The organism is Streptomyces sp. NPDC026575 (assembly GCF_055567415.1).
In genome coordinates this window covers 160152-173583 of record NZ_JBVHQM010000007.1, presented here as the reverse complement: position 1 = coordinate 173583, position 13432 = coordinate 160152, and the positions used below count along the sequence as shown (strand labels likewise).

The window sequence follows — 13432 nt, the reverse complement described above, 5'->3', positions numbered from 1 at the left end:
GCGGCCATGGTGCTGTTAGCGCGTGTCACGGTTGTCCGCAACCCCTTGATGGTGATCCCAGCTGTCTTCGGCGCCCCACGGTAGATCAGCGGCCCTGTGCGCGGGCCACCAGGTGTGCGGCCGGTGGAGCGCGGACGGGCTCGTGGCCATGGCTCCCGGGTGTGTCCGGTTCATGGCCTCAAGCGCGTCCGCTGCCCCCGGGGCCGGACAGGCTCCGGTCGTCAGTCGTCTCCCGGCTTCCGGCGGCCTGCCCCGTTGAAGCGCCACCGGGCCGTCGGCCCAAGGCCGAGCGTGCGGGGACGACGCCTGGAGTCGGCGGGCAGTGCCGCAACGGCGGGGCTGGCACCGGCCGCTGCGGCAGACCGCGCGCCGCCGGCCGACGCGGATTCGGCCGCCGCCGGCAGGGGAGCCGGGACCGCTATCGGGGACTCCTCCCAGTCCGGTGAACCGCCGCTCGCCGGGCGGATCGGAGCCGTCGTCCGTGCCCGCAGCAGGCCGAGCGCCGCCGACGGGTGCGGAAACGGAGCCGTACGGGCGCAGGGTGCGACGACATCGACATAGCCGCGGCAGACGGCGGCGCGACCGAGGGCGGGGGAGTGGAGGTCCTCGCCGGAGGCCAGGGACCAGGGTCCCTGGACGATGCGGCCGATGGTGCGCTGGACCTTCCGGGCGATGCCGGCGTCGTCCATCCCGTGCCGTCGCAGCGTCTCGCGCAGCGCGGCGGCGCTGTGGGCGGCGATGGACAGGCCCTGGCCGAAGTCGGGGCTGAAGGAGGCCACGGCGCCGCCGAGCGCGATGAACCCCGTGGGCCAGGACGGCAGCTGCTCGTAGCGCCGCCGGCGGTTGGACGTGTCGCGGGCCAGCCGCACCTCGCTGAGCGGTTCGGCTCCGGCGATCAGGTCGCCTATGGCGGAGTTGCCCGCGCGGCGGGCGAACGGGACGAACCGGTTGGCATGTTCGGTCGGGCGCTCGTCCCCGGTGCCGGTGAGGGTGACCAGCCAGCGTCCGCCCTCGATGGGCACCAGCGTGGCCGTCCTCGCGGGGAGCGGTCGCCCGGGAGCGCGCTGCCCGGGAGCGGGGGTGGTCAGGGATGAACGGGACGTGAGCACCGGCACGTTCTCGGTGCCCTCGGGGGCGCGGAAGATACGGGTCGCCGAGACGATCCCGGGGTCCGCGACGTCTTCGTCCGCGGCGGGCAGCCCCAGCGCGGCCAGCCGGTCCGGGGTGGTGGAGTGCCGGCCGGTGGCGTCGATCACCAGGTCGGCATCCAGCCGATACGTTTCGCCGGTGGTGGTGTCCCGTACGCGCACCCCGGTGACATGCTCCGCGGTGCCCGTGAGGTCCTCCGCCTCGGTGCCGTCGAGGACGGACACACCGGGGAGGGCCGGCACCTGCCGGCACACGACCCGGTCGAGCAGATCGCGTGAGCAGGCGACCAGATACGGCGAGCGGCGCCGGCCTAACCAGCCCTGCGGGGAGCCGGCGGCGAGCTCCGCGGGCAGCGGAATCCGGCGGGCCCCCTCGGCCAGCCATCCGTCCACACTGCCGGGCAGCAGGGCGTCGACCAGCCGGGCTCCGTCCGCAGCCAGCAGGTGGGCGTGCCTGGCCTGCGGAAGGTCCGTGGGGAGGGCGGGGGTGCGCGGCAGCCGGTCGCGCTCGACGACGATGACATCGGCGTGTGCGGACAGCGCGGCGGCGGCGAGCATGCCGGTGAAGCCGCCGCCGAGCACCACGGCGAGGTGCGGGTGGGTGAACTGCAGCCCGCTGCTGTTCGTACTGCTCGACGAGTTCATGAACAGTCCCTTTCTCGGCGGCGGCGCACGATCTCCCGGTGGGAGCGGGACTCGTCCAGAAAGGGCGGTGCCGCATTCATGCGGGAGCGTCGGCGCGCGGCGGCGATGACGGCGTCGGCGGCGGCCGTGAACGAGGCCGCCAACGAGGACGGCAGGGACGCGGACGCGGTCCGCAGGATGCGCAGAGGTGCCGGTGGAAGTGGTCGTGCCAACTGTGGGTCCCGGCAGGCCGGCGCGATCGCCGGCCTGCCGCCCCCCGATTTCCCCATCATGATTCCCCCTCAGGCCGTGCCCGGGCTGCCCCGCGCGCGACCACGTCCTCCGCCACCCGCCCGTGTCACCGGGTGGGGCGGGCGAGCACACCTGCCTCGCGGAGCGCGCTCTGCCCCTGGGGACGCAGCCGTCACATCTGGTCAACGGCGGACACAATTCGGATCGTAGGCGGCGGCGATCACATCCGGTAGCCAGGTTTAGGCAAGGGACGCGTGAGAGCCACCCCGGAGATACCGATGGGTAGATCTGAAGCAAAACGGCGTAATGGGTGGAAAGCGCCGCGCTCATTTCTCGCGTCGCGAGAAAACGCACGGGAAAACCACGTGAGAGGGAGGGCTGCGGCAGGCGAACCCCCGGAGGGTTGGCGCGAAATGATCGGACTCCGGCGCTCCGGTCGGCTCCGTGCCTACCCTGTGCGGGCACCGCACCGGAGAACTTGAGGGAGAGTCGTGCGCGCGATTGTGATGCGAGAATTCGGCGGCCCGGACGTGCTGCGGCTGGAGGACGTGCCCGAACCCGCGCCCCGCGCCGGCCACTCGCTGGTCGAGGTGACTCTCGCGGGCGTCAATTATGCGGATGTGCACGTACGGGAAGACACCTACCTCAAGCCCGTGGAGTTGCCGTACACGCCCGGCAACGAGGTCGTGGGGAGCATCGACGGCTCGCGGCGCGTCGTCGGGCTGTGCCGTGGCGGCGGATACGCGGAGCGGGCCCTGCTGCACCGCCGCGTCACCTGGGACGTGCCCGACGCCGTCAGCGACGAACAGGCCGTCGCGCTGGCGCTGCAGGGCAACAGCGCCTGGCATCTGCTGTTCACCTCGCTGCGGATCACCGCGGGCGAGACCGTCGTCGTACCGGCCGCGGCGGGCGGGGTCGGCTCGCTGGCCGTCCAGCTCGCCGCGCACGCCGGCGCGCGGGTCATCGCCCTGGCAGGCTCCCCGGAGAAGCGCAAGCTGGCCCAGGAGTTGGGCGCTCACGCGGTCGTCGACTCGACCGCCGAGGACCTTACGGAGCGCATCCTGGAGGCGGCCGGCGGTCCGGTCGAGGCCGCACTGGAGATGACCGGTGGCGCCACCTTCGAGCAGATCCTCGCCGCCGTCGCACCGCGCGGCCGGCTGGCCGTCTACGGGTTCGCCGGCGGCGGTGAGACGAGCGTGCCGACGCGTGATCTGATGGCGCGGTCCATCACGCTCTCGGGCTTCTGGCTGCCGCAGCTCTACGCCGACCGCACGGCGCTGCCGACGTCCATGCAGGCGCTGTTCGACGCGGTCGCCGACGGTTCGCTCAAGCCGCTGATCGGCGCCGTCCACCCGCTCGGCGAGGCGGCGCGGGTGCACCGCGACCTCGCCGCCCGCACCCAGACCGGGAAGCTGGCCCTCGACGTCACCCGCTGATTCCGGTAGTCCGGGGCGCCGGGCGGGCACAACGGCTCCGGGAGCGCACCCCGGGGCCGTCCGCCGGGAAGTGCGGCCCGGGCCGCGGGAGACGGGGGCGTCGGCTCGTAGGGGAACTGCCGTGCGTCTTCGGGCGCGGAACACTGCCAGGGGAGAGAACACACGATGGGCAACAGCACCACAGCGTCCCAACCGGCGGCCTCGCCCGCCTCCGCTTCGGGCACCACCGCCGGATCCGAGGGGCCGGGCCGCCCCAAGAGCGCGCGGCAGACGGCCAAGGGCGCGTCGTCCGCGGGCTCCCGGGCGTCGGGATCCAGCCATGCCGAGCGGGTCTTCCTCGTCCAGACGGCCTTCGCCGAACTGGGCGGATCCGCCCATGGACCCGGCGAGATCGCCGAGTTCACCGGCCTGGACGACTCGGTCGTCTACCGCATCCTGCAGTCCGGCATCTACCAGCGGATCTTCGAGCGGGTCGACCGGGGGCTCTACCGGCTGCGGACCTCGGCCGCCCAGCTCGCCTTCACCGCGCTCGACCACCGCCTCGACGGTGCGCAGACGGTGCTCGGCGACCTGCGGACGGCCACCGACGGCGGACTGGCGTTCCTCTACATGGTGGCACCGTTCTCCGGCGCGCAACGGCAGTGCATCGACATGGCCGTCGGCGACTCCGACCTCGCGGAGCTGGGCATGACGCCGCGCGATGTGCTGTCCGTGACGCGCTCCCTGCGCACCGGCGCCTCCGGGCGGACGATCCTCGCCTACCTGCCGGAGGTGCTGCAGCAGCGGGTGCTGGCCGAGCCCGTACCCGACCAGGCGGGACCGGGCGTCTACCGGGACAACGACGCGCTGATGGAGTCCCTCGCGGAGGTGCGCGACCTCGGATACGCACTCGGGTACGAGGAGTGCATGGCCGGATGGAACTCCTGCGCGGCGCCGATCATGTGGGACGGCTCCATCATGGGCGCGGTCCTGCTGCTCAAGCTCAAGTCCGTGATGCCGAAGGCCCCCGACAGCGTCATCGAGGCGACGAAGGAGGCGGCGGCCGTACTCAGCCGCTACGGAGCCGCCAGCCCGACCGCCGACCAGGCCTGAACCGAGCCACCGGGCCACCAGGCCGTTCATGAACCGGGTTTCCTCTCCGGGACGGCGCCGACAGCCGCACAATGGAGTACCGACGACGCACAAGGGGGTCCCATGGAACCGGAGTTGGTGGCGCTCGCCACGGCGGGGGCGACGACGCTGGTGCAGCAGATGGCGACGGACGGCTGGACTGCGGTCCGCGGCAGGATGGCGGCCTTCCTCGCCCGGCGCCGGGGCACCGCCGACGAGGAGGCGGTCGAGGGCGAGCTGGAGGTCTCCCGCGCCGACCTCGTGGCCGCACAGCAGGAGGGCGACCAGGACGGCGTGGACGGAGTGACCACGGCCTGGCGGCTGCGGCTGCAGCGGTCGCTGCGCGAGGACCCGGCCGCGGCGGCCGAACTGCGCGCCCTGCTCGACGAGGTGGCGCCCGACCGGGACGAGCGCACCACGGTCCAGAACGCGTACAACACCATCAGCGGAGGTGTCCACACCTCCCCGGTGATCCAGGTCGGTTTCCTCTCCGGGAACTCCACCTTCCACACACCGCCGGGCCGGCCGCACTCCGGCTGACGCGCCGCGCCGCGCGCCGTGCGACCGGGCAGAATGGCGGTGTGCGGCTCGAAGCGATCACCTGGGAACGGCTCACCGACGCGCTCGCCGAGCGCATCGTCACGACGACGGCGAAGGACGGAAGTCCCTGGCTGAGAGTGGCCGTCGACGGGGCTCCCGCCGCCGCGCCCGGGGACCTGGCGGGCCGGCTCGCCGAGGCGCTGCGGATCCGGGGGCGGGCGGTGCACAAGGCCGGCACCTTCGGCTTTCTGCGCCCCGCCTCCCTGCGGCTCGAATACGGCCGTGAGGATCCCGACGCCTACCACGACGAGTGGTTCGACCGGCAGGCGCTGTGGCGCGAGGTCTTCCAGCCGCTGGATCCCGGTGGCACCGGGCGGGTGCTCCCGGACCTGTGGGATCCGCTGGCGGACCGCGCGACGCGCAGTGCGTACGTGACGCTGCCGCCGGGCGGGGTCCTGCTGCTGCACGGCCCTCTGCTGCTCGGTCACTGGTTTCCCTTCGATCTCTCCGTCCATCTGAAGCTCTCGCCGGCCGCGCTCGCCCGTCGCACCCCTGAGGGCGAGCGCTGGACGCTGCCCGCCTTCGCGCGCTACGAGGCCGAGACACGGCCCGAGGAGGCGGCGGATGTCGTCGTACGGGCCGACGATCCCCGTCGGCCGGCCTGGAGCGGACCCGTCTGAGCGCCGGGCCCGGCCTCAGACGAGCTGCCGGATCTCGCCCCGGACGCGGTAGAAACCGCCCGAGGCCGCCGACAGGTCCTCGACGACATACCGCGCCCCGGCCCGGCGTATATGGCGCGGGAACTGGACGTTCCAGGACGGCTCATAGCCCTCGGAGACCACATGGACCCGCAGCCGGCCGCCTTCTTGGACGCACTCCACCACGATCCCCGAGGCGGTGGCGGACGCCACCGTCTGCACCGTGGCCGACGGGGTGTACGTCGGCAGCGCGGCGGCCGACTTCACATCCCGGGCCACCGGCACCGTGCCCGACTGGGCGGCCGCGATGGCCGCGTCGCTCGCGTCGACGCACACCAGCGAGCCGTCGGTGGTGACCATGTACAGCTTCTCGTCCAGATACTGCATCGACAGCGCCGATCCGCCGCCGGTGCCCAGCTTCCACAGGCGGGTGCCGTCGGCGGCGAAGCAGTACACCGACGAGGCCGAGTCGCCGGCGAAGACATAGCGGCCGCCGGGGGCCGTGGCGCAGGAGTAGACGACCGTGTCGCACTGGTAGGTGGCCTCCAGCGCTCCGCTGTCCTTCGACAGCCGCTGCACGACCTTGCGGTTCGTGCCGGCGTACACCGAGTGGTCCTCCTGCCAGCCGAACAGGACCGCGCCGTTGGTCGGGGTGTGCCACAACTCGCCTCTGCCGTCGGCGGCGTAGGCGGTCACGCCGCGCTGATGGCCGTGGTAGACGGCGCGTTCGTCCCTCCGCACCATCCAGGCGTGCTCACCGGAGCTGCGCCGGGACCACTGGTACTCGTCCTCGTGGTCGATGACCGTCAGCCCGCCGTTGCGGTCGGCGACGTGGAGAATGCCCTCCCGGATGTCCAGCCAGAAGATGTCGACATCGGGGGCGACGTCGTAGGCCGCGAAGGGGAGCTTGGAGGACAGGTCGTAGACCGTGCCGTTGTCGCAGCCGGCGTAGATCCAGAAGTCGTCCGCCACCAGGCACTTGACGCCGTCGGGGAGCTGATAGCGCGCCAGGACCTCACCGTCGTGGCCGAGGGTGTAGACATCCCCGCTCTGATTGCCGACCCAGCAGCGGTCCTCGTCGATGTGGATGCCGAACGCCGCGGCGCCCGTGCGGAACCGCCACAGCACCGGCGCGACCGCGCGGGCCGTCGACGGGGCGGACGTCACCTGGCGTCGCGTCACCGGGCGGGCGGCGCGCTGCCCCTGGACGGCGGGGGCGTAGCCCTTGCGGACCTTCTCGCCGATCTTCCTGGCGGCCGCGGCCTGCGCCTTCTCCCGCGTCGGGAACGTCGAGGACTGCTCCTGGCCGGCCGCGCCGATCCGCCCGTAGCGCACCGAGACGACCGTGTCGTCCACCGTCACCTCGTAGAACTTGTGGGCGCCGCCGCCCTCTTGCGACAGCTCCAGATACGTCGTGGTCACGGACATGGTTCTCCCCTCCCCGGGCGGCCCCCACGGCCGTCCCCCGCTGCTGAAAACCGTACGACCGGCCACTGACAATCGGCCTTCGAGCGCTTGCCGCGGACCGCTGATCGCCCCGCCGGCGGGGGCGGTTAGCGTGAGGGGGTGACGACTTCATTCCACGCATCCGCCCCGTCCGACGCGGCCGCGGCGCTGCCCGGCAGCCAGGGCCCCACCGCAACCGTGGAGGCCCGGCCGCGCTCCGTCGGCGCCGTGCAGACCTCCTACGCGCCCGACCCGGACGGCGACCCGGACCCCGGCGAGATCGTCTGGACCTGGGTGCCCTACGAGGAGAACGACGGGCGGGGCAAGGACCGGCCGGTGCTGGTCGTCGCACGCGAGGCCCGCGGCACGCTGCTGGCCGTCCAGCTCTCCAGCAAGCGGCACAACAACGACCGGGAGTGGGTCCCGATCGGGGCCGGCCCCTGGGACCGCGCGGGGCGCGACTCGTGGGTGGCGGTGGACCGTGTGCTGCGGGTGCACCCGGCCGGGATGCGGCGCGAGGCCTGTGCGCTGGACCGCGGCCGCTTCAACCTCGTCGTCAACCGGCTGCGCGAGCGCTACGGCTGGCGCTGACGGAGGCGTCGGCCGTCAGGCGTCCGCCAGGGCCAGCAGCTTGGTGACGGTGTTCCAGTTGCGGGCGGTGGCCGTCACACCCAGAGGGGCGCGGCTCACCGCGGCGGCGAGCTTGGAGCGGCCCATGCCGCCCGGGCACCACAGATACAGCTCGCGCCCGGTCAGCCGGAACCGGTCGGGCGCGAACGCGTCCGGGTCGAGCGCGTCCAGCCGGGAGGTGTCGGCCGGCACCGCCGACAGGAACGTCACATGGAGGTTCTTGGGCTCCGGCACGGCCTGCGGAAACGGATTCGCGGCGATCGCGGCGGCCAGCTCGTCGCGGGTCCGGACGACGACCGGCACCGTCAGGCCGAGCTCGGCGGCGATCCGGTCCTGGATCGTCCGGGCCGTCTCCTCCGGCGGCATACCGGGGTCGGCGAAGACGATGTTGCCGGTCTGCAGCAGGACGGAGACGTCCCGGAACCCCAGGGACTCGGCCAGCGCCAGCTGGCCGGCCTTGGGGAAGGAGTTGTGGCCTCCGACGTTGATGCCGCGGAGCAGAGCGATCTGACGGGACATGGCGCTGCCATTCGTGAGGGTCCGGCCCGGGTGCGGACGGACGACGGCCGGGATCAGAAGAGCGGGGCCGGCAGCACGCCTTCGAGGGCGAGCAGCAGGCGCTTGGTCTCCAGGCCGCCGCCGAATCCGCCGATCCCGCCGTCGCTGGCCACGACGCGGTGGCAGGGGACGACGACCGGCAGCGGATTGGAGCCCATCGCCGCGCCCACCGCGCGGGCCGCGCCCGGTTCCCCGACCCGGTCGGCGAGGTCCTGATAGCCGACCACGCTGCCATAGGGGACGTCGGAGGCCAGGGCGTGCAGGACCCGGGCGTGGAAGCCGGAGGACAGCGACCAGTCCAGGGGGACGGTGAAGGACCGCAGATCCCCGGAGAAGTAGGCGGTCAGCTCGGCGGCGGCCGTCGTCAGATGGGGCGTCTCCGGGAGCGGTGAGCCGCCGAAGAACTGCTCCAGTCGGGTCAGCGCGCGGCGGGTCGTCCGCTCGTCGGCATGGAAGGCGACCTGGACCAGGCCCTCCCGGGTCGCGGCGAGCAGCAGCGGGCCGATCGGGGTCTCCAGACGCGTCCAGGCCCAGTCGCGGCGGCTCGCGGGCCCCGGCGGCGCGGAGGTCTGTTCGGAAACCTGCTCGGAATGCGTCACCTGATCAGAGTAGGACGAGCCACTGACAATGCGACGGGGAACGGGCCGGCGGCCGTCGCCCGGTGCCGCTCCCCGTCGGCACCGCGGGCTCAGGCGCCGTTCTTGTGCTTGTTCTCCAGCGCGTCCTGCACCACATCGGGCTTGTTGGTGATGATGCCGTCCACATTCAGGTCGGCGAGCTTGATCGCGACTGCCGGGTCGTCGACGGTCCAGGTGTACAGGTCCAGCTGCCGGCGGTGCGGGCCCTTCAGGCCGTGCACGGCGGCGACGTACTCCGGGGTGACCGCCGTGTGGACGGGATTGATCTGATCGCAGTACTTGGCGTACTTCGGGAGGTCGGCGACGGACGGGTTGCCCAGGAAGCCCGTCTTGATGTCCGGCCGGAGCGTGTGGACGGTCTTGAGGGTGTCGGCGTTGAAGCTCTGGATGATCAGACGGTGCTTGAGGTGGTCCCTGTCCAGCCAGCCGCCGCGGCGCAGCTCGAGGAGGGTCTGCTTCTCGATGCCCGGATAGAGCTCCGGCGACTTGAGCTCCATCAGAAGGTTCTGGTCGTTGTGCTCGACCTCGTCCATGTAGTCCTCGAGCGTCGGCACCCGCTCGCCCTCGAACTTCTGTCCGAACCAGCTGCCCGCGTCCAGCTTCTCGATCTCCTTGAGGGTGAAGTCCGCGACGTTCCAGGGGGAGCGGTCGGGGAAGACCTTCTTGACGTTGGTCGTCCGGGCGAGCGAGTTGTCATGGAGGATGACCAGCTCACCGTCCTTGGTGCGCTGAACGTCGTTCTCGACCCATTCGATGCCGAGCTCGGCGGCCGCGTCGATGGCGGCGAGGGTGTTCTCGGGCGCGTACGACGAGGCGCCGCGGTGGGCGACCGTCACCGGAGCGTGTCCGTGCGGTGAGGCCTGGGCGGCGTTGGTGGAGAGGACGAGCGCGGACAGACCCATGAGCGCACCGGCGACAACGGTGGCGACGGGGCGGATACGCATACGGACTCCTCGTGACGTCGTGGGCGTGAGCGGACGTGAGTGACGTGTACCGGGTCGGACGGGCAGAGGCTCGCAGCCGGGCCAGAGCGGGAGGCGGTCGTACGGTGGCCGAGGGCTGAACGAGAAATGGCCGGTCTTCCGTGGAGCGTCGCGCAATTGCAGGATGCCCGGAAAAGCCGTGCAACAGACGTGCGCTCCGATGCCGTCCAACTTGCCGGAGTCGCGGCATCCGCGCATCTTGGCCGATGGTGCGTCACCCCTCGTGCTTCTGACCGGTTTTGGTCATATGTAGTGAATGAGCGGTCACCGCGACGCCGCTCCGTTCGCGAGCGCGCCGCTCTCATGGCAGGGGCCCCGGGACATGCGCCCCGCACCTCCCGCGGCCGTGCCGCCAAGGGCCCCACGCGCCGCCCCGCCGTCGCCGCCGCCCGGCGTCCCCCCGCTCGCCGAGCGGCCCGCCGCGGCCGGCCGATATCGCCGCAAAGCCGCAGGTCGGAGAGATTTTCACGCCGATTGTCAGTGCTGGGTCGTACGGTGGATCCCATGCGGCCCGAATCAAAGATCGAACGCACGGTGGCGCCCTTCGAGGTCGTCAGCCCCTACCAGCCCAATGGCGACCAGCCGGCGGCCATCGCCGAGCTGGAGCGGCGCATCCGCGGGGGTGAAAAGGACGTCGTCCTGCTGGGCGCCACCGGCACCGGCAAGTCGGCGACCACCGCATGGATGATCGAGAAGCTGCAGCGGCCGACGCTCGTTATGGCGCCCAACAAGACCCTCGCGGCCCAGCTCGCCAACGAATTCCGCGAGCTCCTGCCGAACAACGCGGTCGAGTACTTCGTCTCCTACTACGACTACTACCAGCCCGAGGCCTACGTCCCGCAGTCCGATACGTACATCGAGAAGGACTCCTCCATCAACGAGGAGGTCGAACGGCTGCGCCACTCCGCGACCAATTCGCTGCTCACGCGGCGTGACGTCGTCGTGGTCGCCTCGGTGTCCTGCATCTACGGACTCGGTACGCCGCAGGAGTACGTCGACCGGATGGTCCCGCTGAAGGTCGGCGACGAATTCGACCGCGACCAGCTGCTGCGCCGCTTCGTCGACATCCAGTACACCCGCAACGACGTGGCCTTCACCCGGGGCACCTTCCGGGTCCGCGGCGACACCATCGAGATCTTCCCGGTCTACGAAGAGCTGGCCGTGCGGATCGAGATGTTCGGCGACGAGATCGAGGCGCTGTCCACCCTCCACCCGCTCACGGGCGAGGTCATCAGCGACGACCGGGAGCTGTACATCTTCCCGGCCAGCCACTACATCGCCGGACCGGAGCGCATGGAGCGGGCCATCGCCGGGATCGAGGCCGAGCTGGCGGACCGCCTCGCCACCCTGGAGAAGCAGGGCAAGATGCTTGAGGCCCAGCGGCTGCGCATGCGCACCACGTACGACATCGAGATGATGCGGCAGATCGGTTCCTGCTCGGGCATCGAGAACTACTCGATGCACATGGACGGCCGCGAGCCCGGTTCCGCGCCCAACACCCTCATCGACTACTTCCCGGACGACTTCCTCCTGGTCATCGACGAGTCGCACGTCACCGTGCCGCAGATCGGCGCCATGTACGAGGGCGACGCCTCGCGCAAGCGGACCCTCGTCGACCACGGCTTCCGGCTGCCGTCCGCCCTGGACAACCGCCCGCTGAAGTGGGAGGAGTTCCTGGAGCGCATCGGCCAGACGGTCTATCTGTCCGCGACCCCCGGCCGGTACGAGCTCGCCCGCGGCGACGGCTTCGTGGAGCAGATCATCCGCCCGACCGGCCTGGTCGACCCGGAGGTGGTGGTCAAGCCCACCGACGGGCAGATCGACGACCTGGTGCACGAGATCAGGGCACGTACGGAGAAGGACGAGCGCGTCCTGGTCACCACCCTGACCAAGAAGATGGCCGAGGACCTCACGGACTACTTCCTGGAGCTCGGCATCCAGGTCCGCTACCTGCACAGCGACGTGGACACCCTGCGGCGCGTGGAGCTGCTGCGGGAACTGCGATCGGGTGAATACGACGTCCTGGTGGGCATCAACCTGCTGCGCGAGGGCCTCGACCTGCCCGAGGTCTCCCTGGTGTCCATTCTGGACGCGGACAAGGAGGGCTTCCTGCGGTCCGGTTCGGCGCTGATCCAGACGATCGGACGCGCGGCGCGCAACGTCTCCGGCCAGGTGCACATGTACGCCGACAAGGTCACCCCGGCGATGGAGAAGGCCATCGAGGAGACCAACCGCCGGCGGGAGAAGCAGCTGGCGTACAACAAGGAGCACGGCATCGATCCGCAGCCGCTCCGCAAGAAGATCGGCGACATCGTCGCCACGATCGCCCGCGAGGAGATCGACACCCAGGAGCTGCTGGGCTCGGGCTACCGCAAGTCGGGCGAGGCCAAGGAGGCCAAGGGCAAGGCCCCGGTGCCGTCGCTCGGCGCGCAGGCCGGCAAGGCCAAGGGCAAGGGCAAGGCGGGTGCGGTGCTGACGGACCGTCCCGCCGCCGAACTGGCCGACCTCATCGAGGAGATGACGGAGCGGATGCGGGCCGCCGCGGCCGAGCTGCAGTTCGAGGTCGCCGCCAGGCTGCGCGACGAGGTGGGTGAACTGAAGAAGGAGCTGCGGCAAATGAGGGAGGCCGGCGTGCAGTGACGGGGCCGCGACGGGCGGGTCGCGGCCGCCCCGGTGTTGCAGAAACGCCACAGAACGCGGGCCCGGGGCGCCCCGCGTCCGCCGTCGTGCGTAGGGTCGAGGGGGCCCGCCGGAGAGCTGGGCGGGGACAGTACGGAGAAGGGACGGCGCGTGTCGGTCAATTTGTCCAAGGGGCAGGGCATCAGCCTGCAGAAGTCCGACGGCGGAACGCTGACCGCGGTGCGGATGGGGCTCGGGTGGCGCTCGGCGCCGCGGCGCGGCCTGTTCGGGAGGCGCACCAACGAGATCGACCTCGACGCCTCCGCGGTGCTGTTCGCCGACAAGAAGCCGATGGACGTCGTCTTCTTCCAGCATCTGATCAGCGATGACGGCGCCGTCCGGCACACCGGCGACAACCTGGTCGGCGGTGCCGGCCAGGGCGGCGACGACGAGGCGATCCTGGTCGACCTGGCACGGCTGCCGGTGCACATCGACCAGATCGTGTTCACGGTCAACTCCTTCACCGGTCAGACCTTCGCCGAGGTGCAGGACGCCTTCTGCCGTCTGGTGGACGAGACCACCGGCCAGGAGCTGGCCCGCTACACCCTTACGGGCGGCGGCGATTACACCGCCCAGGTGATGGCCAAGGTCCACCGCACGGGCAGCGGCTGGCAGATGACCGCCATCGGTGAGCCCGCCGTCGGCCGTACGTTCCAGGACCTGGTGCCGGCGATCGTGCCGCACCTGTAA

Annotated in this window: 12 protein-coding genes; 7 read left to right on the top strand and 5 right to left on the bottom strand. The window is 71.5% G+C overall.

The features are described from left to right. Positions 1–221 precede the first annotated feature (221 nt). Positions 222–1793 (bottom strand): FAD-dependent monooxygenase, encoded by a 1572-nt coding sequence (locus ACZ4NB_RS12295; RefSeq protein ID WP_467660602.1) that lies wholly within the window; start codon positions 1791–1793, stop codon positions 222–224. A 722-nt stretch (positions 1794–2515) separates the two neighbouring features. On the opposite strand from ACZ4NB_RS12295, the gene ACZ4NB_RS12290 reads away from it, so the two are divergent. The 4 genes from ACZ4NB_RS12290 to ACZ4NB_RS12275 all read left to right on the top strand — a co-directional run bounded on the left by ACZ4NB_RS12290 (position 2516) and on the right by ACZ4NB_RS12275 (position 5790). Further along, entirely contained in the window at positions 2516–3460 is a 945-nt protein-coding gene (locus tag ACZ4NB_RS12290; protein WP_467660600.1) for a quinone oxidoreductase family protein, read from the top strand. 165 nt (positions 3461–3625) lie between these two features. Beyond that, positions 3626–4552 carry an IclR family transcriptional regulator domain-containing protein gene (locus ACZ4NB_RS12285; protein WP_467660598.1) on the top strand — a complete coding sequence of 309 codons (927 nt, stop codon included), beginning with the start codon at positions 3626–3628 and terminating at the stop codon, positions 4550–4552. 102 nt (positions 4553–4654) lie between these two features. Further along, positions 4655–5110 carry a hypothetical protein gene (locus ACZ4NB_RS12280; protein ID WP_467660597.1) on the top strand — a complete coding sequence of 152 codons (456 nt, stop codon included), beginning with the start codon at positions 4655–4657 and terminating at the stop codon, positions 5108–5110. 41 nt (positions 5111–5151) lie between these two features. After that, a complete protein-coding gene (locus ACZ4NB_RS12275) occupies positions 5152–5790 on the top strand; it encodes a nucleoside/nucleotide kinase family protein (protein ID WP_467660595.1) in 639 nt (212 codons plus the stop codon). Positions 5791–5805: 15 nt separating this feature from the next. Here the strand turns inward: ACZ4NB_RS12275 and ACZ4NB_RS12270 are convergent, their stop codons facing one another. Next, positions 5806–7236 (bottom strand): WGR domain-containing protein, encoded by a 1431-nt coding sequence (locus ACZ4NB_RS12270; RefSeq protein WP_467660593.1) that lies wholly within the window; start codon positions 7234–7236, stop codon positions 5806–5808. Between the two features lie 138 nt (positions 7237–7374). Here ACZ4NB_RS12270 and ACZ4NB_RS12265 point away from each other — a divergent pair, with 138 nt between their 5' ends. After that, entirely contained in the window at positions 7375–7845 is a 471-nt protein-coding gene (locus tag ACZ4NB_RS12265; RefSeq protein ID WP_467660591.1) for a type II toxin-antitoxin system PemK/MazF family toxin, read from the top strand. Positions 7846–7860: 15 nt separating this feature from the next. Here the strand turns inward: ACZ4NB_RS12265 and ACZ4NB_RS12260 are convergent, their stop codons facing one another. The 3 genes from ACZ4NB_RS12260 to ACZ4NB_RS12250 form a co-directional block, all read right to left on the bottom strand. Further along, a complete protein-coding gene (locus ACZ4NB_RS12260) occupies positions 7861–8403 on the bottom strand; it encodes a DUF1697 domain-containing protein (protein WP_467660590.1) in 543 nt (180 codons plus the stop codon). 53 nt (positions 8404–8456) lie between these two features. Continuing rightward, the gene (locus ACZ4NB_RS12255) at positions 8457–9041 is read right to left on the bottom strand and encodes a methylated-DNA--[protein]-cysteine S-methyltransferase (RefSeq protein WP_467660588.1); all 585 of its coding nucleotides are present in this window, start codon (positions 9039–9041) and stop codon (positions 8457–8459) included. Positions 9042–9130: 89 nt separating this feature from the next. Continuing rightward, positions 9131–10024 (bottom strand): glycerophosphodiester phosphodiesterase, encoded by an 894-nt coding sequence (locus ACZ4NB_RS12250; RefSeq protein ID WP_467660586.1) that lies wholly within the window; start codon positions 10022–10024, stop codon positions 9131–9133. A gap of 543 nt (positions 10025–10567) precedes the next feature. Between ACZ4NB_RS12250 and uvrB the strand changes: the two genes are divergently transcribed. Then, entirely contained in the window at positions 10568–12703 is a 2136-nt protein-coding gene (gene uvrB, locus ACZ4NB_RS12245) for an excinuclease ABC subunit UvrB (protein ID WP_467660584.1), read from the top strand. A gap of 150 nt (positions 12704–12853) precedes the next feature. After that, positions 12854–13432, top strand: a complete 579-nt coding sequence (locus ACZ4NB_RS12240) for a TerD family protein (protein ID WP_467660582.1) — start codon at positions 12854–12856, stop codon at positions 13430–13432.